A 21,089-nucleotide genomic window follows, 5' to 3' on the forward strand; every position below is an offset into this window, starting at 1 on the left:
AAGGCATGCGCCTTGTCGCGCAAACGTTTTCAGTTTGAAGCGCGACATACAAAGCATGGCGAAAAATAAATAAAAAAATATTCAAGTGGGAATGGTTATTGTTCGGTAAATCGAAAAGCGGCGCTAATCGATTTAATGAAATGTGCTAAATGAAGGGGGTTTCGATATATTCGAGAAATGGTATCGATACGTATATCGGTTTCTTGAATGATGCGAGAGCGCGCAACGCGGAGCAAGACGGGCGAGGCGCAATCGGGCTTCGGAGCAGACGCTCGACGTTCGCATATGGCAGCGTTTCGTTTCAACATCGACATCTCTGTCGTGGCCGCGCCCACCGGCCACCGTCGAACGTCCACACCGAAACCCGATCGCAAGGGAGGGTGTGCGGCGACCGGCGAAGAGGACAGACCGACTCACTCCGAACATGAATAGGGCCTTACCGGCGCCGCACCCGTGAAGCATATCGACGGGGGACGGCGCCGCCTATCGGACGGGACTGATTCTGCGCGAACGCGCGTGTCGCGGGATCGGGCGAGGCGGAAGCGCACTCGTCCCCGGTTGACAACCGTGGCCACCCTGTGATTTGATGCCGGCCATGCACGCCGCTCAGTTCCTCTTCTCGCTACGACTACTAGCCCGCTTCTCCGGGCTGGGTCTGCGGCTGCGCGCTTTCCATCTGCTTCGTTCCTGAAGCGCCAGATTTTCCCCGCATCACCGACCTGGCCCCGGTTGTCGACCGGCGCCTGAGTTCGTCTTTCTTCCGTCATCACTCCGCTCCGTCCCGGTCGCTCAACCGCCAAGGCTGTCGTTTGCCGTACCGCTTTGCCGTTGTGCCGATTTTTTGCCGTTTTTACCGCTGCGCATGTAGCCGGCTCCTGACGCCGAAGGCTGCCGCGCCGCGTTTCACCGACAAACTGACCGAGGACCGACATCATGATGCTGAAGAACCCCGCGACGAAATACCGGCCGTTCACGCCCGTCAATCTGCCCGACCGCACGTGGCCGTCGCGCACGATCACGCAGGCGCCGATCTGGATGAGCACCGACCTGCGCGACGGCAACCAGGCGCTGTTTGAACCGATGGACGCCACGCGCAAGATGCGGATGTTCAAGACGCTGGTCGCGATCGGCTTCAAGGAAATCGAGGTTGCGTTCCCGTCCGCGTCCGAAACCGATTTCAACTTCGTTCGCGAGCTGATCGAAGGCGGTCACATTCCCGACGACGTGACGATCGAAGTGCTGACGCAGGCGCGCGACGATCTGATCGAGCGCACCTTCGCGTCGCTGCGCGGCGCGAAGCGCGCGATCGTGCACCTGTACAACGCGACCGCGCCGGAATTCCGCAAGATCGTGTTCGGCCTCGATCGCGACGGTGTGAAGCAGCTCGCGGTGAACGCCGCGCGCACGATCAAGCGGTGCGCCGATGCGGCGACCGGCACGCAGTTCACGCTGCAGTACAGCCCGGAAACGTTTACGGCGACCGAACTCGAGTTCGCGAAGGAAGTCTGCGACGCGGTGTTCGACGTGTGGCAGCCGACGCCGGCGCGCAAGTCGATCGTGAACCTGCCGGCCACGGTGGAAATCGGCACGCCGAATTACTACGCGGACCAGATCGAATGGATGCACCGCAACCTCGCGCGCCGCGATTCGCTGATCCTGTCCGTCCATCCGCACAACGATCGCGGCACCGCGGTCGCGGCGGCCGAACTTGCGGTGATGGCCGGTGCCGACCGGATCGAAGGTTGCCTGTTCGGCAACGGCGAACGCACGGGTAACGTCGATCTCGTGACGCTCGCGCTGAACCTGTACACGCAGGGCGTCGATCCGGGCCTCGATTTCTCGCAGATCAACGAAGTCGCGCGCACGTCCGAGGAATGCACGCAGTTGCCGATCCACCCGCGTCATCCGTATGTCGGCGACCTCGTGTTCACCGCGTTCTCCGGCTCGCACCAGGACGCGATCAAGAAGGGCTTCGCGGTGCAGCGCGCCGACGCCGTATGGGAAATGCCATATCTGCCGATCGATCCGAACGATCTCGGCCGCACGTACGATTCGATCATTCGCGTGAACAGCCAGTCGGGCAAGGGTGGTATCGCGTACCTGCTCGAACAGGGCTACGGCGTCGCGCTGCCGCGCCGCATGCAGGTCGATTTCAGCGCAGCCGTGCAGCGCCTGACCGACGACAGCGGGCACGAGGTGACGAGCGCGCAGATCTGGTCGTTGTTCCAGCAGGAATACGTCGAAAGCGATGCGCCGCTGCGTTACGTCGGCCATGAGCTGACCGAGCGAGATGGCCGCGAGACGATCGTGCTGACCGCCGACGTGCACGGCGAGCGCCGCGTGCTGCGCGGCGAAGGCAACGGGCCGCTCGATGCGCTGATGCATGCGTTGCATACGCCGCTGCGAATCCAGCATTACGAGGAACGCGCGCTGTCGCAGGGCGCCGACGCGAAGGCGATCGCGATCGCCGAGCTGGCCGGTACGGGGTTGCGCGGCAGTGCATTCGGTGTCGGCGTCGATGCGAATCTGACGACCGCGTCGATTCGTGCGGTGATCAGCGGCGTGAACCGCGCGTATGCGCGCGCGGACGCCGCGGTGCAGGCGACGTTCTTTGACGTGGCGCAGGCGGTGAAGGCCGTGGCGTAAGGGGACGGTGGCGGTCGCGCCGGGGCGCTCCGGTGTGGCCGCGTCGCAGCATGGTCGTTGCATTGCCCGCCGAGGGCAGCGTGCAGCGCCTGCTTCATGAAGTCCAGCCATGCGCGCGTCTTCGCATCGAGATACCGGCGCGACGGATATACCGGAAACATCCCCACTTCATCCGCGCGGTAGTCGGGCAGCGCGCCCGAACGCAGCGCGTCGTCCACGACGAAGTCCGGCAGCAGACCGATGCCTGCGCCTTCCTGTACCGCGATCCCAAGCGATGCGTCGGGTGCCGTCGCGGCGCCGTTCCAGCTCGGTAACGCACATGTGATCGTGAAGCTAGACGAGAAGCGCGTGACGACCGTGCCGACGTTTGAAGCAGCGAAGAACGTGCTGCGTCAGCAACTCGAAGCGCACGCGCAGCAGCGTGCGCTCGGGGTGGTGGTCGACAAGCTCGCTCAGCAGGCGACGATTCAGCAGTAAGCGGGGGTGTCAGGAAGTCGGTGGATCGTGTGATTCGCGGGGTGAGGCCGCTGCCGTTTGTGATGGCAGCGGCTTTTCTTTTGCGTCGAGCGTGTGCAGCGTGGCATAGGAGGGTAGATCGTTCGGCTAGCTGCGCGTAAAGGAGCGGGCTTGACGCAGGCGCAAGTCGCGGAGCGAATGGGAACCACAACATCCGCCGTATCCAGGCTCGAAGCCTCGCTGTCGAGCGAGAAGCATTCGCCGTCGTTTTCGACGCTGCGCAAATACGCTGCCGCATGCGGAAAGAAGCTCATTATCTCGTTTGCGTGACCGGGCCTGAAGTGCGCTGCGGTTAGCGTCGCGTCCGTCTCGACGGGTGAAGCGATGCGCGATGTGAGCGCGAGCGCGGCTTTGGTGGTCAGTTCCTTGGCGTCGTCGAAATGCAGATCGGCGAGCACGTTGCTCGTACAGCGAGACGCTACGTGTGGCAGTTGCATCCATGCGGCGGCAACTCCTTTGTTTTCGAATACGTCAATCGCACGTGCGATGCGATCCGATTCCTCGGCAGAGAGGCGCTCCGATTCGACGATACTGCGTGGGATCGTCGGACACGGGAGTTTCGGACCTACGAGTAATGTCTCGACCGGTTCATGCTGAAAATCAACTGCGTTCCGTAAGGCGATGTTGGTTACCATCCCTTGACCGATCAGTCGACGTAGTTCGAGCACATCGAATTGATCGAGAGAATTCTTGATGTCGTCGTAGACGGCTTCCAATCTCGTCGAATCGATATGTTGCCTGTTCGATTTCGTCGCCGTTGTACGGCCGCTGGTGGATTGCTTCAATGGCATCGCGAAACACCTCTCTACTGGAACGTCGAGACACCCATTCAGGATTCGACCTATGAGCGGCGAAGCAATCGTGTGCGGCCAGCGTTGAGGACACGTCGACCGGTTTTTAAAATCAGCCCGGTCCGATTGGCTGTAACAATCCGCCACGTTGAATGGATCGAGTGTGGCGACGGAGCCGCTTCGGCGGCGCCCGTTGAGCTCGGCCGTAGTCATGCTATGCAATTCGATAGCATTTATTCCTAACGCATGCCTCATGCGAGCGCTGATGCGCTTTCGGCTGCCACACACTTCTTGAAGCCGAGCTCTAGGCCGTCAGACTGAAACCGTGATTCCCGCCGGGCCAGACTCCCTCGCCGGCCTCACCACGATTTCCACATGCTGGCCGAACGACGCCAGCGTCAGCATCAGTTGGTCCAGCGTCACGTTCCGGAGCCGCTCGCGCTGCTCGGGGGTGACTACCGGCCGAGCCATTTCGGAGAGGGCCGCAGCCTCTTCTTCGGTCAGGCCGCGCGACGCCATCAATGCATTGAGCTTCAGTACGAGGACGGACTTGGCCGTCAGTTCACCGACGTCGTAGTAGTCGAAATCGTCAGGCACGTTGTCGCTGCGTTGATTCGATGCGTCGTCGTTCATCACGCTTCCTCCGTCATCATCGAAAAGCGCCGCTGCTGCCCGGTTCCGCGATCGATATCGGGGAATCCCGCGTTCTTGACCGAAGCGCAATCCGCGTCGTCTATCGGCGTGCTCACCAGCCGCTTGTGCGACACCTCGATTCGCAGGCGCTGCTCGGGATCGAAGCCTGCTGCCTCGATCCACCGGCCGCACAGTTTCGTCCACAGATACACGACAGGTGGTGCCATGTCGGACAGCCTGATGTGCGGAATGACGCGGCGAGATTGAAATGGCGATTGCGGGGAGACAAAACAATCGCGGAAATACGTTGGTGCGTTATGATTCGCGCCAGCCATGGTCAACTCCTTGGTGATGAGTTGGTTGTGGTCAGCGGCCCGCAGGTGGTAACAGCACCTGCGGGCCGCGCTCGTTTGCGCAGCCGATTTCGAGCGCCGCTCCATCACATGCATTGCATGCCGAAGCAGCCCAAGACTCTCCGCGAAAACGTGCAACCAATGTAGCGGAGAACATCGGGCGTCAGGCACCGGTCATGTACGAATTCATCGGCATTGGCCATTTGGCCGATGCCTGGAATGCTTGCTGCACAACGATGCCGGGACATTCGCATGGGCTCGACGCCTCCTCGTTTCATCGTCGATGTGTCAGAAAGCGTTTCAGAGACGGCTTCGGTCGGCCCACCGTGCGCCGCGCGAGTATCTCGTTCTCGCCCTGCCGATAGCGTTCGAACTCGCGCACGAACGCCGCCGCGACGGAGGCGGCGGAAACCGCGTCCGCGAAGCGCGTGCATTGCCCGTTACGGGCATCGGGTCGGCGGGTGAGACGGTGGCGGTTGCGATGGCTGTGGCGTCGAATGCCGTGGTCGCTCAAGCCGCGATGCCGCGACGCCGCGGCACGCCGTGCGACGCCGCCAGTGCGGCAGGCCGCCTCAGCGGCCGATACGCCGGCGGCCGCGCCGGTATCGATTCGACCCACGCCGTCGGCATGACGGCCGCCGAGTTCACGCAATGGCTTGCCGCGACGCGCGATACGTCGCGACCGGCAGCGGGCCGCACCGATCTTTCGGTCGAGGCCTGAGTCATACGCGGTTTATCTCCCACGGACTTCGGGGAGGTGTCACGCGCCTCGCCTCCCCTCGACGGAGGACCGTCCTTGCGACGCCGTGCATCAGCGTCGCTTCCATCGTTTCCATATTTCGACTATTATCGAAATATGGAAACGAACGAAACCATTGCCGCACTCGCGGCGCTCGCGCATGAATCCCGCCTCGCGATTTTTCGCGCGCTCGTGCAGGCCGGGCCGCAAGGCATGCCGGCCGGCCAGATCGCGACGCTGCTCGCCGTGCCGCCGTCCTCGCTGTCCTTTCACCTGAAAGAACTGGCGCACGCGCAGCTCGTGACGAGCCACCAGGACGGCCGTTTCGTGGTCTATTGCGCGAATTTCGACACGATGAACGGGCTGCTCGGCTATCTCACGGAAAACTGTTGCGGCGGCAATCCGTGCTCGCCGGTGTCCGGCTGCTCGCCTTCCGGAAAGGCCGACCGCCCCCGTCAATCCTGACGTGCATTCGCGCGCCCTGCCCATGACCACGAACGTCCTGATCCTCTGCACCCACAACTCGGCGCGCAGCGTGCTGGCCGAGGGCATGCTCAATCACTGGGCTGCGAAGCTCGGCAAGGATGTGCGTGCCTACAGCGCCGGCAGCGCGCCGAGCGGCCGTCTGAATCCGTTCGCGCTGGAAGCGCTGACGCATGCCGGTGTCGACGTCAGCGGCTATCGCAGCAAAAGCTGGGACGAATTCGTCGGCGACGATGCGCCCGACATGCGCGTCGTCATCACGGTGTGCGACAGTGCGGCGTCCGAGACGTGCCCGTACTGGCCGGGCAGCCCGGTCAAAGTGCACTGGGGCTACGCCGATCCGTCGAACGCGACGGGTGGCGACGACGGCAAGCGTCTCGCCTTCGGACTGACACGGCAAGCAATCGGCTATCGGATGCTGCAGTTGCTGGCGTTGCCGCTCGATCGTATGAATGACGACGCACTCCGGGCAGCGCTGATTGAAATCGCGCAACACTGATCGCGCGCAGTGCGATTTGCCGAAACGGCGGCTGCCCATGACTTCAAGACCGAATCATCCAATGAATACGCCGGACGTCACGCCGCCCGGTACGGCGGTCGCGCAACCCGCGATCAACTTCTTCGAACGCTACCTCACCGTCTGGGTGGCGCTGTGCATCGTCGCGGGTATTGCGCTCGGTCAGGTGCTGCCGGGCCTGTTTCAGGCGATTGGCCATATCGCGTATGCCCAGGTCAATCTCCCGGTCGGGCTGCTGATCTGGGTGATGATCATCCCGATGCTCGTCAAGGTCGACTTCGGCGCGTTGCATGAAGTGCGTCGGCACGTGAAAGGCATCGGTGTCACGCTCGTCGTGAACTGGCTCGTCAAGCCGTTCTCGATGGCGTTCCTCGGCTGGCTGTTCATCCGCCATCTGTTTGCGCCGCTGCTGCCGACCGAACAGCTCGACAGCTATATCGCCGGGCTGATCCTGCTCGCTGCCGCGCCGTGCACGGCGATGGTGTTCGTGTGGAGCCGGCTGACGGGCGGCGATCCGCTGTTTACGCTGTCGCAGGTCGCGCTGAACGACAGCATCATGGTGATCGCGTTCGCGCCGCTGGTCGGCCTGCTGCTGGGGATGTCGGCCATCACGGTGCCGTGGGCGACGCTGCTCACGTCGGTCGTACTCTACATCGTCATTCCGGTGGTCCTCGCGCAGATGCTGCGCAAGCGATTGCTCGCGAATGGTCAGGCGGCGTTCGATGCCGCGATGACGAAGATCGGCCCGTGGTCGATCGCCGCGCTGCTGGCTACGCTCGTGCTGCTGTTCGCGTTCCAGGGTGAAGCGATCTTGAAGCAGCCGCTGGTGATCGCGCTGCTCGCGGTGCCGATCCTGATCCAGGTGTTCTTCAATTCCGCGCTCGCATACTGGCTCAATCGCGCGGTCGGCGAAAAGCACGCCATCGCGTGCCCGTCGGCGCTGATCGGCGCATCCAATTTTTTCGAGCTGGCGGTCGCGGCCGCGATCAGCCTGTTCGGCTTTCATTCCGGCGCGGCGCTGGCCACCGTCGTCGGCGTGCTGATCGAGGTGCCGGTGATGTTGCTGGTCGTGCGCCTCGTCAACCGGTCGAAGGACTGGTACGAGTGCCGGGCTTGAAATCGCGAGAGCATCTACCTATGACCGACTACCTGAACGACTTGCCGCAACTCGACGTCGAACTGTTCCGTGTGCCGGACGCCGTGCAACTGCGGCCTGCGGCGCCGTCGACGCATCCGCCGCGGCTTTTGCTGCTGTACGGTTCGCTGCGCGAGCGTTCGTTCAGCCGCCTATTGATCGAGGAAGCCGCACGGCTGCTCGTGGCGATGGGTGCCGAAGTGCGTGTGTTCAATCCGAGCGGCCTGCCGCTGCCCGACGACGCGCCCGACAGTCATCCGAAAGTGGTCGAGCTGCGCGAGCTCGTGATGTGGTCGGAGGGAATGGTGTGGTGTTCGCCGGAACGGCACGGCGCGATGACGGGGATCATGAAGGCGCAGATCGACTGGATTCCGCTGTCGGTCGGCGCCGTGCGGCCGACGCAGGGCAAGACGCTCGCGGTGATGCAGGTGAGCGGCGGTTCGCAGTCGTTCAACGCGGTGAACCAGATGCGCGTGCTCGGGCGCTGGATGCGCATGCTGACCATCCCGAACCAGTCGTCGGTGGCCAAGGCGTTCATGGAATTCGACGAGGCGGGGCGGATGAAGCCGTCTGCCTATTTCGATCGCGTCGTGGACGTGATGGAAGAACTCGTGAAGTTCACGCTGCTGACGCGCGACGTTTGCCCGTATCTGGTCGATCGGTACAGCGAGCGGAAGGAAAGCGCCGACCAACTCTCGAAACGCGTCAATCAATCGCATATCTAGCGTTCGTCATCGAACGAACGCCGGGACGGCTGGACCAGTCGGATTCGAGCCGTGCCGCATCTAGCCGCGGCGCGTACGGTCGGATCACGCGCGTGAGCGTGTGAAACAGCGCACATTCTCCTTTCGAGCGGCGCGCGCATGCTGGCGGATCAAGTGCAACAGGCAGTCGATGAAGCAACGCGCCGCTCGTCGATCCGCGCGCCGTGCCGCGTGAACAGATGGTCGATCAGCGCGGCCTGGCCGCCCGCCGACGAATTCGGCATCAGTCGCGATCGAGCAGTTCGTGCACCGACGTCGCGCGTTCGCGCGGATGCCGGGCACTCACCATCACCGACGTGTCGTAGCGCAATAGCGGCTCGGACGCGAATTCGTGCGCGGCGCCGGTCATTGGACGGACGTGTCATTCGGCCGATACCGAACAGGTGGCGCGGCTTCTCGTCAGCCGCGGGGCGTTACTGCCCGAAGCGTTGCGTGACGGTGTCCTTCAACCGTGCGGCGGTCAACTCGCCCATGTGCGATTCGACGAGCTCGCCTTTTGCGTTGAAGAACAACGTGGTCGGCAACCCGCGCGAACCATACGCGTGCATCGCATGCAGCGACGGGTCGAGCAGCACGTGGTCGAAGCGCAGGCTCTGCTGGTCGAGGAAAGCGCGCACGGCTTGCGCGCTTTCCCCCTGGTTGAGCATCAGTATGGTGATGCCCGGGTGGTTGCGCTGCGCCTGTTCGAGGATCGGCATCTCGCGGCGGCACGGCGCGCACCACGTTGCCCACAGATTCACGACGGCCGGCTTGCCGACGAAGCCAGCCGGCAATACGGGCGTCGAATCGAGCGCCTGGAGCCGCATCTCGGCAAGCGGCGGCGCACCGCGCTGCAACGTCGCCAGCGTGCCTTGCGCGATGCCCCACGCACCGAGGCCCGCGACGATGCCGGCCAGCACCGGCCGACGCAATGCGGGCAGGCGGCGCAGGCGCCAGCCGGCGAACACCAGCGCGGCCGCGATGCCGATGCGCGCGTCGAAGCCGCCGTCGCCGAGCGCGACGATTGCGCGCGGTGACGCCGCATAGTCCGGCCACCACTGCGCGACGTAACCGGCACGCGCGGCAATCAACCCGAGCAGCAGCGCATCGAGGATCAGGCTCGACGCGGTTTTGTGATGCCCGTCCGGCGGGCGGCGCTGGATGACACGCGCGACGAGCCACGCCAGCAGCGCGGCGACGGCGACTGCAACGACGCGGATCGAGAAGGGACCGATGCTCAGCATGAAGTAGGAAGAATGGACGTGATCGAGCGGGGCAGAAGACGGGCTCGTCCGCCGCGGCGACGAGCCGTCGACAGTCGTGCGGCGTTTCGACCGGTTGCCGCGCATGAGGGTTCCCTTCGCGAACGTAACGGCGTGTTGCGGCTCGTGATGGGCCTCCCCGGCAGCTCAGGCGTGCATGATGTTCACGTTTGGGTCGGCGCGACGGGTTTGCACCGAGGAAGTCGAGATAATGTGCGGCGAGTGACGAACGGCGTTGGAGATTTGCTATTGCTTTCGCAGCGGCGTCGCTTCGCGGGCGATTACTGGCCGTTGCCCGCCCCTGCTTCACCGAGCCGATACGCGGTAAAGAATTCGTACCACGGCGACCCTTGCGCGACCGGCACGCCGAGCGCGGCCGTGCGCTGTTTCAGCGCGCCGAATACGTCGTTGATGAGTGCATTCGTCGCGCTGTCGCGGAATGGAATCGATTGCGTCCGCCCCGCGGCGAACGCGCCGTACGCGATCGCGAGCAGGCGTGCGCGGTCGTTCGTGCCCGCGATCGTCGCGTCGATCGTTTCGACGAAACGCGGCCGGTCCTCATCGCGCGCTGCGGACAGGCACAGGAACACGATCGCCGACAGTTCGTGCGGATCTTTCTCGCGCAGCAGCGCGGGCAGCCGTGTCACGATCCGGTCCACCCGTTCCTGACGCAGCGCATCGCCGAAGTCGAGCACGGCGGTCATGGGGTTCGTGTCTGTTTTCAGGCGGTCGAGCGCCAATTGCTGGGCCGACGGCGCGCCGTCCTGCGCTGCAGCCGATGCAGACCGCAACGTATCGGCCACCTGCTGAGTCCATTCCGGAAAAATCATTCGCACGTTGCCGAACTGCTCGCCGCCTTCCGCGGCCGGGTTCCACCGATAAACGATCGTGCCGCCGTGAATGAACGGCGAATACAGGTGCTCGGGCGTTTGCGGCAGCGGCCGCCGGTTGATCGGCAGCCACGCGAGCGTGAGCCAATCGTAGCGGCCTGCCGCGGGGACGGCCGGGCTCGAACTCGCGACGACCTGCCACGTGCCGCGATTCGCGTAGCGGCGGCGCGCGTCGGGCACCGGGACCGTCCGGCCTTTCGCGGTGTCGAAATACGTCTTGCCCGTGATGCTCGCGCCGCTGTCGGCGGCTGGCGTAATGGTCGAGATGACCCACGACGCGCCGTCCGCCGAGCGGTAGTCGGACAGCTTCAGCGTCGCCACGTCGTGCACCATGCGCGTTTCCGCCGCGACGGGGCTCGGCGTGGCATCGGCGAGCGCGGAGAAGATACCTGGCATGGGCTTTCCTCGGAATCGGGTGCGTATCGTCGAGGCGATGCGCGGTGGCACGGGTGGCGGTGTCGTAACTGTAGAACGTCGTGACCGGAAACGGAAACTGGCCAAACGGGGTAATCGGTGCACGTCGTTCGCGCTTCGGCTTACCATGCACATCCTGAGCCGACGACGCCCACCGGGCGGGAACACGCATGACCGACACGAAAGCCATGACCGAACACTGGACACAGGTAGCCGACCAATGGATCGACTGGGCCGGCAAGCCGGGCCACGATGCGTTCTGGAAATATCGCGCGGGGCTCGCGGCCTACATCGGTCGCGGCACCGGCGTCGCGCTGGAGATCGGCTGCGGCGAAGGCCGCGTGAGCCGCGAGTTGAAGGCGCTCGGCTACGACGTGACCGCGAGCGACGCGGTGCCCGCGATGCTCGATGCGGCGCGTCACGCGGATTCCGCGCATCGCTATCAACTGGCCGACGCGGCGGCACTGCCGTTCGATGCCGCCAGCTTCGATCTCGTGATGGCGTACAACGTGCTGATGGATCTCGACGACATGCAAGACGCGTTGAACGAGGCGCGCCGCGTGCTGAAGCCGGGCGGCACGCTGTTCATCTCCATCGTGCATCCGTTCCGCGATCGCGGCGGCTTTGCCGGGCCGCAGCCCGATGCGCCGTTCGTGCTGACGGGCAGCTATTTCGGGCGCGAGCATTTCGACGGCGTGGAAACGCGCGACGGGCTGTCGATGCACTTCGCGGGCTGGTCGCTGCCGCTGCAGGCGTATATGGAGGCGCTGGAGGCGGCCGGGTTCGCGATCGTGTCGCTGCGCGAGCCGCCGCCCGATCATGCCGATACGGATCAACTGAAGCAGTGGGCGCGCGTGCCGCTGTTTCTGTGGATCAAGGCGCGACCGCTGGGGTGAGTGCGGCGGGGACATGTTCCCGGGACGACAAATGAGTGCGTAGGAACGGTGCCCCTCGCGCGGCAGAAAATGACCGGCGGGCCGGTTTTGTATTCCCGGCTATCAAGTGGGCGGCCGTCTCGCCGCGGGCAGGCACGCGTGCCGGCCTGATGCCGAGGCCTTCGCGGCTTACCCCCGCATCGGCGGATTGAGCCGCGCGAACGCCGCTTGCCGGCGATACGGGAAGTACGGATACGGCGCTTCCACTGCGCTTGCCGCATCGAGCTTCGCGACCTGCGCATCGGTCAGCGCCCAGCCGACCGCTCCGAGGTTCTGCCGCAACTGTTCCTCGTTGCGCGCGCCGACGATCACCGACGACACGGTCGGCCGCTGCAGCAGCCAGTTCAGCGCGATCTGCGGCACCGTCTTGCCGGTTTCTTTCGCGATCGCGTCGAGCGCATCGACCACGTCGTACAGGCGTTCGTCGTCGACCGGCGGCCCATAGCTGGCCGTTTCATGCAGGCGGCTGCCTTCGGGCAGCGGCGCATTGCGCCGGATCTTGCCGGTGAGCCGGCCCCAGCCGAGCGGGCTCCACACCAGCGCGCCGAGGCCCTGGTCGGCGCCAAGCGGCATCAGGTCCCATTCGTAGTCGCGGCCGACGAGCGAGTAGTAGACCTGATTGGCCACGTAGCGCGACCAGCCGTGCCGGTCGGCCGCCGCGAGCGACTTCATGATCTGCCAGCCGGCGAAGTTCGACACGCCGATATAGCGGAGCTTGCCCGCGCGCACGAGATCGTCGAGCGTCGACATCACTTCCTCGACCGGCGTGCCGGCGTCGAACGCGTGCAGTTGCAGCAGGTCGATGTAGTCGGTGTCGAGGCGGCGCAGTGCGTCGTCGACGGCGCGCATGAGCCGTGCGCGCGACGTGCCCGCGTCGTTCGGGCCGTCGCCGGTCGGCAGGCCCGTCTTGGTCGAGATCAGCACCTGGTCGCGGCGCCCCTTGAGCGCGGCGCCGAGCACGCGTTCGGACGCGCCGTCGGAATACACGTCGGCCGTGTCGAACAGGTTGACGCCGGCTTCGAGGCAGATGTCGACCAGGCGGCGCGCTTCGTCGACGCCGGTATTGCCCCAGGCACCGAACAGCGGGCCGGCGCCGCCGAACGTGCCGGCGCCGAAGCTCAGGACGGGGACCTTGAGGCCGGAGCGGCCGAGCGTACGGTATTCCATGTGCATTTCCTCCCGTCGTGTGAGCGCGGCGCGGCCGCATATCGATCATCCGGCGATCAATGTACCGTTTGCGACTTTTTCAGATAATCCCGAAGATGACGAAAATATCCTTCGGAAGGAGCGAACAATGCTGCTCGACAACCTCGCGCTGTTCCTGCGTATCGTGGAGAAGGGCGGGCTGGCCGCGGCGGGCCGCGAGGTCGGCCTGTCGCCGGCCACGGTGTCCGAGCGGCTGACGGCGCTCGAGCGCCACTACGGCGCGGCGCTGCTCACGCGCACGACGCGCGCGATCAGCCTGACCGACGAGGGGCGGACACTGGCCGATGGCGCGCGACGCCTGCTGGCCGAGGCCGATGAACTCGAAAGCCGGGTGCGGCTGGGCGTGCAGACGCTGTCGGGGCCCGTGCGGCTGAGTGCGCCGGCCGATCTCGGGCGCGAGCGCATCGTGCCCGTCCTCGACGCGTTCCTGGCCGAGCATCCGGGCGTGACGGTCGACCTGCATCTCGGCGACGGGTATGTCGATCTCGTCGGGCAGGGCCTCGATTTCGCGATCCGTCGCGGCACGCTGGCCGACAGTTCCCTGCGCAGCCGCTCGCTCGGCCGCGCGCGGCGCGTGGTGTGCGCGGCGCCTGCGTATCTCGCCGCACACGGCACACCACGTCATCCGGACGAACTCGCCGCGCACGACTGCATCGTGATGCGCTTCGGCCAGGAGTTGTATGCCGAATGGCCGTTCAGCATCGATGGCGCATTGAAGCGCGTGGTGGTGCGCGGCCGGCGCGTCGCCAACGACGGGGCGCTCGTGCGTGCGTGGTGCATCGCGGGGCACGGCGTCGCGCTGAAATCGCTGGTCGACGTCGAACGGGATCTGGCGTCGGGCGCGCTCGTCGAGGTGCTCGGCGCGTTCTCGCCGGGCGATGTGGATCTGCAGATCGTCTATCCGGGCAGCGTCGCGCAGCCACGGCGCGTGCGCGCGTTGATCGACCGGCTGGCGGAGGCGCTCGCGTAACGGCGCGTGGCCCGTGCGCGGCTGGCGAGACGTTGCGACGGCGATCTCGCCGCGATCGCATCGAATGCGCGCCGGCGCGCGACATCGCAGGCTGAAACCGCTGCTCAAACCCATTGCCCACATTTCGTCATTTAGCTAATATTCAAAACGTCAAACGAAGCCGAACCCCATGGACGACGTCATCCGCATCAGCGCCTTGGCCAACGAAAGCCGTCTCGCCGTGCTGCGCTGGCTCAAGCAGCCGCGCAAGCATTTCCCGCCACAGCCGCACGGCGACTTCGACGAACTCGGCGTGTGCTGCACGTACATCACCGAGAAGCTCGGCATCGCGCCGGCCACGACCACGCGCCACATGCGCATCCTCGCCGATGCCGGCCTCGTGCAGGCCACTCGCGTCGGCAAGTTTACGTACTACAAACGGATCGACGGTGCGCTGCAGCAGCTCGGCCGCGATCTCTCCCAACTCTGACCTGACCGAGGCAACCGACATGGACGAACTCGCCCTGCTGGCCGACGCCGACCGGCGCGCGCACGCGTATCTGGCTGCAACGAGCGACCGGCGCGCGTTTCCCGATGCGGCCGCACTGGCCGGCCTCGCCGCGTTCGACGAAGCGCTGCCCGATGCGGGCCGCCCGGCCGACGAGGTGCTGCGCCTGCTCGACGAGCACGGCACGCCCGCGACGGTCGCATCGAACGGGCCGAACTACTTCGGCTTCGTGATCGGCGCGACGCTGCCGGCCGCGGCGGCGGCCGAGCGGCTGATGCTCGCGTGGGACCAGTGCGCGTCGTCGTACGCGAATTCGCCGGTGGCCGCGACGCTCGAGCGCCAGGCCGCGCGCTGGGTCGTCGAGGCGCTCGGGCTGCCCGAAGGCAGCGCGGTCGGCTTCGGCACCAGCGCGACGGCCTGCACGCTCGTCGCGCTGGTGACCGCGCGGCGCGCGCTGCTCGCGCGCAAGGGCTGGGATATCGACGAGGACGGCCTGATCGGCGCGCCCGAGGTGAAAGTCGTGATTTCCGCGCTCGCGCACATCACGGTGAAGAAGGCGCTGCGCGTGCTCGGCTTCGGGATGAAGCGCATCGTCGTCGCGCCGGTCGACGCGCACGGCCGGATCGACCCGGCGCAGTTGCCGCCGCTCGACGACGTGACGATCTTCTGCGTGCAGGCGGGCGAAGTGAACACCGGCGAATTCGATCCGTTCGCGGCATTGATTCCGCCTGCGAAGGCGGCCGGCGCGTGGGTGCACGTGGACGGCGCGTTCGGCCTGTGGGCGCGGGCGTCGTCGAAGCGCGCGCTGACGGACGGCATCGACGGCGCGGACAGCTGGACGACCGACGGTCACAAATGGCTCAACACGCCGTACGACGGCGCGATGGTGATCTGCCGCGACGCGGCCGCGCTCGCCACCGCGATGAACAGCGACGCCGTGTACCTGAGCGGCGCGCAGGATGCGCAGAAGAACCTGAACCTCGAATTCTCGCGGCGCGCGCGCGGCATTCCCGTGTGGGCCGCGCTACGCTCGCTCGGCCGCGCCGGCGTCGCGACGATGATCGAGCGGCATTGCGCGCAGGCGGCGCGGGTCGCGGACGGCCTGCGTGCGGCCGGCTACGACGTGCTGAACCGCGTCGTGCTGAACCAGGTGCTCGTGCGCGCCGGCACCGACGAGGAAACGGCGGCGATCCTCGAAGCCGCGCAGGCATCGGGCGACGTATGGTTCGGCGCGACCGTATGGCAGGGGCGGCCGGCGTTCCGGATCAGCGTGTCGTCGTGGCGCACCGAGGATGCGCACATCGATCGTCTCGTCGCGTTGCTGACGAAGCTGCGTGGTGCGCACGTGGGTTGAGCGTCACGCTTCGTTTTCCGCCTAAATGGTTGCGTATGCAACTTTCACGAATTCGATGAAGTGCAGCGCAGCCGGCGGAGCCTGCGATACGTCTGCAAGCGTGAAAATATCGGACAATAGCCGTTCCGCGCGGGCCGCGCCGGCACCGCGTCCAACCGAAGCATTCACGCTTGCGAGATCCCCATGTCGACTTCCTTTCCCCGGGAACTGCTGAAGGCCGCCGATATCGCGAAGATGGAACCCACGCGCGCGGTGCATTCGCTCAATCCCAATGCCGTGCGTCTGAAGCGGCAGCTCAGCGACCTGACCGGCCTGACGCAATTCGGCGTTCACCTGCTCACGCTGATGCCCGGTCACGAATCGGCCGAATATCACCGCCACCTGTACGAAGAGGAATTCGTGTATGTGCTGTCCGGTACCGGCGCGGTGACGATCGGCGGGCACGTCAGCGAAATCGGGCCTGGCGATTTCATCGGCTTTCCGCGCGGCGGCGAAGCGCATACGGTGCAGAACACCGGCGAAGCGCCGCTGGAGCTGCTCGTCGGCGGGCAGCGGCTCGAACACGACGTGTGCGAATACCCGCGAGTCGGCAAACGGCTTTATATCGCGGGCGGGCTCGAAGAGTATGTCGAGCTGCCGAAACAGCCGTGACGGTCGGGTGTACGTCATCACCGTAGCAGGCCGTTCGTTCAATGGACGCGCTGGACGGCCGCGGGATGGTGCGTGCACGTCAACCACACGAGGACTTCCCGTTTCGGACGACTTGAGCGACACCTGTCGTCGGCGCGTGCATCGCGAAGCAGTGAGGGGCGCGAGCGCGGCCACGCCAGATTCGCGATTCGTGCGCCGAACGAGCCCGATTTCAATGGAACGACTGCAGCCGGCAGCTGCCTACCTCGATGCGTCAGATCCCTTTTCTTGCCTTTGCACTCGCGGCCCTTGTGCCCGGCCTGGTGTGGTCGTATTTGGCCGACGATCCCGGCTCGCTCAAATATTCCATTCCGATCGCCTACTTCGGCACCGCAGCGTTCGCGGTCCCGCAATATCTGCTGGTCACGAAATACTGGCGCGTTTCCATCATTTCATCGTGCCTGTGCGGCGGCATCACGGGGTTGTTGACGTGGATTGCCACTTGTTTCATTTACACGTCCATCTGGAATGACGATGTTTTCAAGGGCGGCTTGTCGGCCGTTCTGGGTTTCCTGGCGTGCCTGGGCCTGGGGGCACTGGCGGGCTTGGTGTTCTGGCTGATGCATCGTTGGCAGCGATCCAAAGGGTAAATCCGCTTCTCGCGACCCCGTCACGCTTATGATGGGGGAACGCCACTGACAGGGTTCCTACGCCATGGACGCGCCGCTCCCGCCGATGTCTGCCCCGATTGCCGAAACCGCTCCTGAAACCGAAGCCGCCGGCGAGCCGCGCGCGTCGCGCGTGCACCAGCCGGTCGCGCTCGTCACCGGTTCGACGTCGGGGATCGGGGCGGCCGTCGCGCGGCGTCTCGCGGCCGACGGCTACCTGGTGATCCTGCATTCCCGCAGCTCGGCCGACACCGGACGCGCGATGGCGCGCGAACTCGGCGGCGCGTATGTGCAAGCCGATCTCGCCGACGATGCCGAACGCGTGCGGCTGATCCGCGACGCGCTCGCGGTGCACGGCCGGCTCGACGTACTCGTCAACAATGCGGGCATCAGCCGCGTGATTCCACATGACGATCTCGCGGCGGCCACGCCCGACGTGTGGCGCGAGATGCATGAAATCAACGTGATCGCGCCGTTCCGGCTGGTGGCCGAAGCGGAGGCCGCGCTGCGCGAAGCGGCGTCGCACGGGCGGGCCGGGTGTGTTGTGAACGTCAGCTCGCATGCGGGCGCGCGGCCGAAGGGCGCGTCGATTCCGTATGCGGCCGCGAAGGCCGCGCTCAATCACACGACGCGGCTGCTCGCGCGCACGCTTGCGCCGGCGATTCGCGTCAATGCGGTCGCGCCGGGGCTCGTCGATACGCCGCTCACCGCCGACTGGACGGAAGCGCAGCAGCTCTGGCGGGAGCGTGCACCGATGCGGCGCGCGGCGACGCCGGACGATATCGCGCAGACGGTCGCGATGCTCGTCGCGTCCGATTACGTGACGGGCGAGATCGTGATGCTCGACGGCGGGTTGAATCTGACGTGAGGCGCTGAGGCGGCGGCGCGGCGGCACGCGGTTATCGCGTGTGCAACGGCCGGGTCATTCGAAGAAGCGTCGTGCGATCAGCCGAGGTTCGACCGCAGCCGCGCGAGCGCCTGATCGTGCGTGCGCTCGAACTTGAGCGGCGTGACCGAGATATACCCGTCGCCGAGCGCGACCGTTTCCGAATCCGCATCGTCGTCGCGCGGCGCGCGCGCGAGCTTCAGCCAGTGATAGTCGATCTCGCGCGGATCGCGTCCCGACACGATCTCGACGCCCTGCAGCGTGCCGGCGCCCTGGTTCGTCACCTTCAGGCCGCGCACGTCGTCGGCCGGCCGCGGCGGGAAGTTCACGTTGAGGCACGCGTCGCTGTCCCAGCCGGCGGCGACGAGCCGGCGAATCACGTCCGGCGCATGCGCGAGCGCCGTGCCCCACGGCACCGCGTTGCGATCGGTGAAGGCCTGGCTCAGCGCGATGGCCGGCACGCCCACGAGCATGCTCGTCATCGCCGCGCCGACCGTCCCGGAAAACACCGTTTCGGTGCCGAGATTCGCGCCGCGATTCACACCGGACAGCACGACGTCGGGCCGCGCGCCCTTCATCAGGTGGCTGACCGCGATCGCGACGCAATCGCCGGGCGTGCCGCGCACCGCGAAGCGGCGCTCGCCCTTGCGATGCACGCGCAGCGGTTCGTGCAGGCTCAGCGAATGCGACGTGCCGCTCTGGTCCTCGGATGGAGCCACGATCCACACTTCGCGCGCGAGTTGCGTGGCGACCTGTTCGAGTATGTCGAGACCGGGCGCGTCGAATCCGTCGTCGTTGGTGAGCAGGACGCGGTCGAACAGCGGGCGGGTTGCTTGCATCGGGACGATCCTCGTGAAGAGCATGAGAGGGGAGTGCGGCATCGCGCAAGCCACAAGGCTAGCACTCCGGCGCGAGAATCGTCGTGTTGCGCCTAGGGTGCCGGCCGGCGCGGACGCGAAAACGGGCGCATCGCGCGCCGTTCGTCGTGTCGTGGAATGTGCGTGCCGGCGTGGCAGGCCGGCCCCGCTCAGCCGAGCAGGTAGCGCAGCAGGCCGGCCGACGCGACGCCGACGATGACGGTCGGCAGGATCGACAGGCGCGTCGCGGCGAACAGCGTGATCGCGAGCGCGAGCAGGTCGGCGGGTCGCGTCGACACGAATGCCGGCGCGATCACCGAAATCAGCACGCAACCGGGCACGTTTTCCATCACCGACGCCATCCGCGGGCTCAGCGTCCGGTTGCGCAGCAGCACGTAGCCGAGGATGCGCGACAGGTAGGTGGTCGACGCCATCAGCACGATCGTCGCGACGGTGCCGAAATCGGGAAGCTCAGGCATCGCGCGGCTCCCACAGCAGCGCGGCGACGAGCCCCGCGCAGGCGCCGGCCGCGACATACCACGCGCCGGGCAGCGCGAGATGGGTGGCCGCCGCGACGACGAGGCTCACGAACCACGGGCGGCTCGCACGCACCCCTTTCCACATCCCGCGCAGCAGCACCAGAAACACGGCCGTGAACGCCATGTCGAAGCCGTACTGTTCGACGTCGCCGATCGTCGGCCCGACCGCCGCGCCGAGCGTCGTCATCGAGATCCACGTCAGGTAGAGCCCCACACAGATGCCCGCGTAATAGGGCACGCTGATGTGCGTGGCCGAGCGCTCGCGCGCGTCGGCGAGCGACATCGCCCAGCTCTCGTCGCACATGAAGAACAGCGCGACGAACGCGCGGCGGCGCGGCAGGCGGCGGATATACGGCTCGAACGCGGCGCCCATCAGGATGTGGCGCGAGTTCACGAGGAACGACATTGCGACGATCAGCGCGATGTGCGGCGGCGACGTCCACAGATGGATCGCCGCGAATTCGGAGCCGCCGCCGAAGTTCAGGCCCGTCATCATCGGCACCTCGAATAGGCTCAGCCCTTTCTGCGCGGCCTGTGCGCCCAGCACCAGCGCGAACGGCACGAAACCCAGCATGACGGGCAGCGCCGCGCGCAAACCGCGGCCCATCTCGGCGACATAGGCGGGCCTGTCGCGAAGCCCGGACGACGTTGAAACGCTACTGCTCATTACTCCTCCTTCGGGGGAGGGATTGTCTGCTTTTTTGACTCGAATCGGGTTGCGTTGTCGCCAGATTTTTCTCAGAATTTGGCATTGAACGTGGGATATCGAAATTTTTTGGAATCGAATGCCAAATGAAACTTGACGCTATCGACCGCCGGATCCTGAGCGCGCTGCAGCGCGACGGCCGCATGCAGAACGTGGAACTCGCGCATGAGGTCGGGCTGTCGCCGTCGCCGTGTCTGCGGCGCGTGCGCCTCCTCGAGGAAGCCGGCGTGATCGAGAAATACGTGGCCGTGCTGAACCCGGCGAAGGTCGGCAAGGGGCTGACGATCTTCACGCGCGTGTGGCTGAAGGGGCAGGACGCGGAATCGGTGAACCGTTTCGCCGAGGCCGTCCAGCAGATGCCGGAAGTCGTCGAATGCCACCTGATGGCCGGCGACTGCGATTTCCTGCTGCGCGTCGTCGCGGCCGACATCGACGATTACCGGCGCTTCCAGATGGAATACCTGACGCGCATTCCCGGCGTGCTGAGTGTGAAGACCGACATTCCGATGCAGAAGGTCAAGCTCACGTCGGCGCTACCGACCTGACGCAGAGCGAGCCGCGCGGCGCGTGTCGACGAACGGTCATGGCGCGGAGACAATCGCCCGATAAACTGATGGGGTGACGCGCATCGCACGTATTGCCGGCGCGGTCGCATGCTGGTCGATGTGCAAGCAACTAACGGTCAATGCCGACGCGATCGGCCGAGCGGCGCTGCGTGGCGCGCCGGGC

24 protein-coding genes and 2 pseudogenes are annotated in these 21,089 nt (G+C 65.8%); 16 read left to right on the forward strand and 10 right to left on the reverse strand.

All coding sequences use genetic code 11. From position 1 onward, the window contains the following. Positions 1–936: 936 nt before the first annotated feature. Positions 937–2,646 carry a 2-isopropylmalate synthase gene (leuA, locus tag QZM72_RS06130; protein ID WP_179233487.1) on the forward strand — a complete coding sequence of 570 codons (1,710 nt, stop codon included), beginning with the start codon at positions 937–939 and terminating at the stop codon, positions 2,644–2,646. 143 nt (positions 2,647–2,789) lie between these two features. Here leuA and QZM72_RS35590 read toward each other — a convergent pair. Continuing rightward, positions 2,790–2,864 (reverse strand): annotated as a pseudogene (locus QZM72_RS35590) (hypothetical protein); the annotation flags it as partial. 22 nt (positions 2,865–2,886) lie between these two features. Here QZM72_RS35590 and QZM72_RS06135 point away from each other — a divergent pair. Further along, the gene (locus QZM72_RS06135; protein ID WP_256979692.1) at positions 2,887–3,123 is read left to right on the forward strand and encodes a hypothetical protein; all 237 of its coding nucleotides are present in this window, start codon (positions 2,887–2,889) and stop codon (positions 3,121–3,123) included. Between the two features lie 126 nt (positions 3,124–3,249). Then, positions 3,250–3,432: pseudogene (locus QZM72_RS06140) on the forward strand (helix-turn-helix transcriptional regulator); the annotation flags it as partial. Positions 3,433–4,265: 833 nt separating this feature from the next. Here QZM72_RS06140 and QZM72_RS06145 read toward each other — a convergent pair. Then, a complete protein-coding gene (locus QZM72_RS06145; RefSeq protein WP_089468928.1) occupies positions 4,266–4,586 on the reverse strand; it encodes a helix-turn-helix domain-containing protein in 321 nt (106 codons plus the stop codon). Beyond that, positions 4,586–4,921, reverse strand: coding sequence for a SymE family type I addiction module toxin (locus tag QZM72_RS06150; protein ID WP_089469414.1), 336 nt, complete (start codon positions 4,919–4,921; stop codon positions 4,586–4,588). Before QZM72_RS06150 ends, QZM72_RS06145 begins: the two co-directional genes overlap by 1 nt. Positions 4,922–5,162: 241 nt before the next feature. Between QZM72_RS06150 and QZM72_RS06155 the strand changes: the two genes are divergently transcribed. The 5 genes from QZM72_RS06155 to arsH all read left to right on the forward strand — a co-directional run bounded on the left by QZM72_RS06155 (position 5,163) and on the right by arsH (position 8,538). Next, positions 5,163–5,660, forward strand: a complete 498-nt coding sequence (locus tag QZM72_RS06155; protein WP_301737514.1) for a hypothetical protein — start codon at positions 5,163–5,165, stop codon at positions 5,658–5,660. A gap of 135 nt (positions 5,661–5,795) precedes the next feature. Next, positions 5,796–6,143: a helix-turn-helix transcriptional regulator gene (locus QZM72_RS06160; protein ID WP_089468930.1), complete on the forward strand. Its 348-nt coding sequence runs from the start codon at positions 5,796–5,798 to the stop codon at positions 6,141–6,143. 22 nt (positions 6,144–6,165) lie between these two features. Continuing rightward, positions 6,166–6,660, forward strand: coding sequence for an arsenate reductase ArsC (locus QZM72_RS06165; protein ID WP_301737717.1), 495 nt, complete (start codon positions 6,166–6,168; stop codon positions 6,658–6,660). Between the two features lie 61 nt (positions 6,661–6,721). Then, the gene (gene arsB / locus QZM72_RS06170) at positions 6,722–7,795 is read left to right on the forward strand and encodes an ACR3 family arsenite efflux transporter (RefSeq protein WP_301737516.1); all 1,074 of its coding nucleotides are present in this window, start codon (positions 6,722–6,724) and stop codon (positions 7,793–7,795) included. 20 nt (positions 7,796–7,815) lie between these two features. Then, positions 7,816–8,538 carry an arsenical resistance protein ArsH gene (arsH, locus tag QZM72_RS06175; RefSeq protein WP_089468933.1) on the forward strand — a complete coding sequence of 241 codons (723 nt, stop codon included), beginning with the start codon at positions 7,816–7,818 and terminating at the stop codon, positions 8,536–8,538. A gap of 262 nt (positions 8,539–8,800) precedes the next feature. On the opposite strand, the gene QZM72_RS06180 is transcribed toward arsH, so the two are convergent. From QZM72_RS06180 to QZM72_RS06190, 3 genes are all read right to left on the reverse strand, one after another. Next, the gene (locus QZM72_RS06180; RefSeq protein WP_301737517.1) at positions 8,801–8,926 is read right to left on the reverse strand and encodes a hypothetical protein; all 126 of its coding nucleotides are present in this window, start codon (positions 8,924–8,926) and stop codon (positions 8,801–8,803) included. 64 nt (positions 8,927–8,990) lie between these two features. Continuing rightward, entirely contained in the window at positions 8,991–9,800 is an 810-nt protein-coding gene (locus QZM72_RS06185; protein WP_089468934.1) for a TlpA disulfide reductase family protein, read from the reverse strand. Between the two features lie 299 nt (positions 9,801–10,099). After that, positions 10,100–11,104, reverse strand: coding sequence for a hypothetical protein (locus QZM72_RS06190; RefSeq protein ID WP_301737518.1), 1,005 nt, complete (start codon positions 11,102–11,104; stop codon positions 10,100–10,102). 188 nt (positions 11,105–11,292) lie between these two features. On the opposite strand from QZM72_RS06190, the gene QZM72_RS06195 reads away from it, so the two are divergent. Beyond that, entirely contained in the window at positions 11,293–12,018 is a 726-nt protein-coding gene (locus QZM72_RS06195) for a class I SAM-dependent methyltransferase (RefSeq protein WP_089468936.1), read from the forward strand. Between the two features lie 168 nt (positions 12,019–12,186). Here the strand turns inward: QZM72_RS06195 and QZM72_RS06200 are convergent, their stop codons facing one another. Further along, positions 12,187–13,224 (reverse strand): aldo/keto reductase, encoded by a 1,038-nt coding sequence (locus QZM72_RS06200; protein WP_301737519.1) that lies wholly within the window; start codon positions 13,222–13,224, stop codon positions 12,187–12,189. A 127-nt stretch (positions 13,225–13,351) separates the two neighbouring features. Between QZM72_RS06200 and QZM72_RS06205 the strand changes: the two genes are divergently transcribed. The 6 genes from QZM72_RS06205 to QZM72_RS06230 all read left to right on the forward strand — a co-directional run bounded on the left by QZM72_RS06205 (position 13,352) and on the right by QZM72_RS06230 (position 18,240). Continuing rightward, the gene (locus tag QZM72_RS06205) at positions 13,352–14,233 is read left to right on the forward strand and encodes a LysR family transcriptional regulator (protein WP_089468938.1); all 882 of its coding nucleotides are present in this window, start codon (positions 13,352–13,354) and stop codon (positions 14,231–14,233) included. Between the two features lie 169 nt (positions 14,234–14,402). Continuing rightward, entirely contained in the window at positions 14,403–14,702 is a 300-nt protein-coding gene (locus tag QZM72_RS06210) for a helix-turn-helix transcriptional regulator (protein WP_050017894.1), read from the forward strand. Positions 14,703–14,721: 19 nt separating this feature from the next. After that, positions 14,722–16,074, forward strand: a complete 1,353-nt coding sequence (locus QZM72_RS06215; RefSeq protein WP_301737520.1) for an aminotransferase class V-fold PLP-dependent enzyme — start codon at positions 14,722–14,724, stop codon at positions 16,072–16,074. Positions 16,075–16,257: 183 nt separating this feature from the next. Beyond that, complete coding sequence (locus QZM72_RS06220; RefSeq protein WP_089468940.1) at positions 16,258–16,725, forward strand: cupin domain-containing protein; 468 nt, start codon at positions 16,258–16,260, stop codon at positions 16,723–16,725. 248 nt (positions 16,726–16,973) lie between these two features. After that, positions 16,974–17,354, forward strand: coding sequence for a hypothetical protein (locus QZM72_RS06225; protein WP_301737522.1), 381 nt, complete (start codon positions 16,974–16,976; stop codon positions 17,352–17,354). A gap of 64 nt (positions 17,355–17,418) precedes the next feature. Next, positions 17,419–18,240 (forward strand): SDR family NAD(P)-dependent oxidoreductase, encoded by an 822-nt coding sequence (locus tag QZM72_RS06230; RefSeq protein WP_301737524.1) that lies wholly within the window; start codon positions 17,419–17,421, stop codon positions 18,238–18,240. A gap of 77 nt (positions 18,241–18,317) precedes the next feature. Here QZM72_RS06230 and surE read toward each other — a convergent pair whose 3' ends face one another. The 3 genes from surE to QZM72_RS06245 form a co-directional block, all read right to left on the reverse strand. Then, a complete protein-coding gene (gene surE / locus QZM72_RS06235; RefSeq protein WP_089468943.1) occupies positions 18,318–19,097 on the reverse strand; it encodes a 5'/3'-nucleotidase SurE in 780 nt (259 codons plus the stop codon). Positions 19,098–19,285: 188 nt separating this feature from the next. After that, on the reverse strand, positions 19,286–19,594 hold the full coding sequence (locus tag QZM72_RS06240; protein WP_301737525.1) for an AzlD family protein: 309 nt from the start codon (positions 19,592–19,594) through the stop codon (positions 19,286–19,288). After that, a complete protein-coding gene (locus QZM72_RS06245) occupies positions 19,587–20,321 on the reverse strand; it encodes an AzlC family ABC transporter permease (protein WP_089468945.1) in 735 nt (244 codons plus the stop codon). The genes QZM72_RS06240 and QZM72_RS06245 overlap by 8 nt, the downstream gene beginning before the upstream one ends. Before the next feature lie 125 nt (positions 20,322–20,446). On the opposite strand from QZM72_RS06245, the gene QZM72_RS06250 reads away from it, so the two are divergent. Next, positions 20,447–20,905 (forward strand): Lrp/AsnC family transcriptional regulator, encoded by a 459-nt coding sequence (locus QZM72_RS06250; RefSeq protein ID WP_006486309.1) that lies wholly within the window; start codon positions 20,447–20,449, stop codon positions 20,903–20,905. Positions 20,906–21,089: the final 184 nt, after the last annotated feature.

The organism is Burkholderia sp. AU45388 (genome assembly GCF_030481585.1).
In the GTDB taxonomy this organism is placed as follows: Bacteria; Pseudomonadota; Gammaproteobacteria; order Burkholderiales; family Burkholderiaceae; genus Burkholderia; species Burkholderia sola.

Coding starts and splice junctions, on each gene's coding strand:
- QZM72_RS06145 (WP_089468928.1), bottom strand. CDS start 4,586: ATGAACGACGACGCATCGAATCAACGCAGCGACAACGTGCCTGACGAT.
- surE (WP_089468943.1), bottom strand. CDS start 19,097: ATGCAAGCAACCCGCCCGCTGTTCGACCGCGTCCTGCTCACCAACGAC.
- arsB (WP_301737516.1), top strand. CDS start 6,722: ATGAATACGCCGGACGTCACGCCGCCCGGTACGGCGGTCGCGCAACCC.
- QZM72_RS06205 (WP_089468938.1), top strand. CDS start 13,352: ATGCTGCTCGACAACCTCGCGCTGTTCCTGCGTATCGTGGAGAAGGGC.
- QZM72_RS06135 (WP_256979692.1), top strand. CDS start 2,887: ATGCCTGCGCCTTCCTGTACCGCGATCCCAAGCGATGCGTCGGGTGCC.
- QZM72_RS06190 (WP_301737518.1), bottom strand. CDS start 11,104: ATGCCAGGTATCTTCTCCGCGCTCGCCGATGCCACGCCGAGCCCCGTC.
- QZM72_RS06210 (WP_050017894.1), top strand. CDS start 14,403: ATGGACGACGTCATCCGCATCAGCGCCTTGGCCAACGAAAGCCGTCTC.
- QZM72_RS06250 (WP_006486309.1), top strand. CDS start 20,447: ATGAAACTTGACGCTATCGACCGCCGGATCCTGAGCGCGCTGCAGCGC.
- QZM72_RS06165 (WP_301737717.1), top strand. CDS start 6,166: ATGACCACGAACGTCCTGATCCTCTGCACCCACAACTCGGCGCGCAGC.
- QZM72_RS06160 (WP_089468930.1), top strand. CDS start 5,796: ATGGAAACGAACGAAACCATTGCCGCACTCGCGGCGCTCGCGCATGAA.
- QZM72_RS06215 (WP_301737520.1), top strand. CDS start 14,722: ATGGACGAACTCGCCCTGCTGGCCGACGCCGACCGGCGCGCGCACGCG.
- QZM72_RS06200 (WP_301737519.1), bottom strand. CDS start 13,224: ATGGAATACCGTACGCTCGGCCGCTCCGGCCTCAAGGTCCCCGTCCTG.
- QZM72_RS06180 (WP_301737517.1), bottom strand. CDS start 8,926: ATGACCGGCGCCGCGCACGAATTCGCGTCCGAGCCGCTATTGCGCTAC.
- QZM72_RS06195 (WP_089468936.1), top strand. CDS start 11,293: ATGACCGACACGAAAGCCATGACCGAACACTGGACACAGGTAGCCGAC.
- QZM72_RS06245 (WP_089468945.1), bottom strand. CDS start 20,321: ATGAGCAGTAGCGTTTCAACGTCGTCCGGGCTTCGCGACAGGCCCGCC.
- QZM72_RS06220 (WP_089468940.1), top strand. CDS start 16,258: ATGTCGACTTCCTTTCCCCGGGAACTGCTGAAGGCCGCCGATATCGCG.
- QZM72_RS06185 (WP_089468934.1), bottom strand. CDS start 9,800: ATGCTGAGCATCGGTCCCTTCTCGATCCGCGTCGTTGCAGTCGCCGTC.
- QZM72_RS06230 (WP_301737524.1), top strand. CDS start 17,419: ATGGACGCGCCGCTCCCGCCGATGTCTGCCCCGATTGCCGAAACCGCT.
- QZM72_RS06225 (WP_301737522.1), top strand. CDS start 16,974: ATGCGTCAGATCCCTTTTCTTGCCTTTGCACTCGCGGCCCTTGTGCCC.
- QZM72_RS06150 (WP_089469414.1), bottom strand. CDS start 4,921: ATGGCTGGCGCGAATCATAACGCACCAACGTATTTCCGCGATTGTTTT.
- QZM72_RS06240 (WP_301737525.1), bottom strand. CDS start 19,594: ATGCCTGAGCTTCCCGATTTCGGCACCGTCGCGACGATCGTGCTGATG.
- leuA (WP_179233487.1), top strand. CDS start 937: ATGCTGAAGAACCCCGCGACGAAATACCGGCCGTTCACGCCCGTCAAT.
- arsH (WP_089468933.1), top strand. CDS start 7,816: ATGACCGACTACCTGAACGACTTGCCGCAACTCGACGTCGAACTGTTC.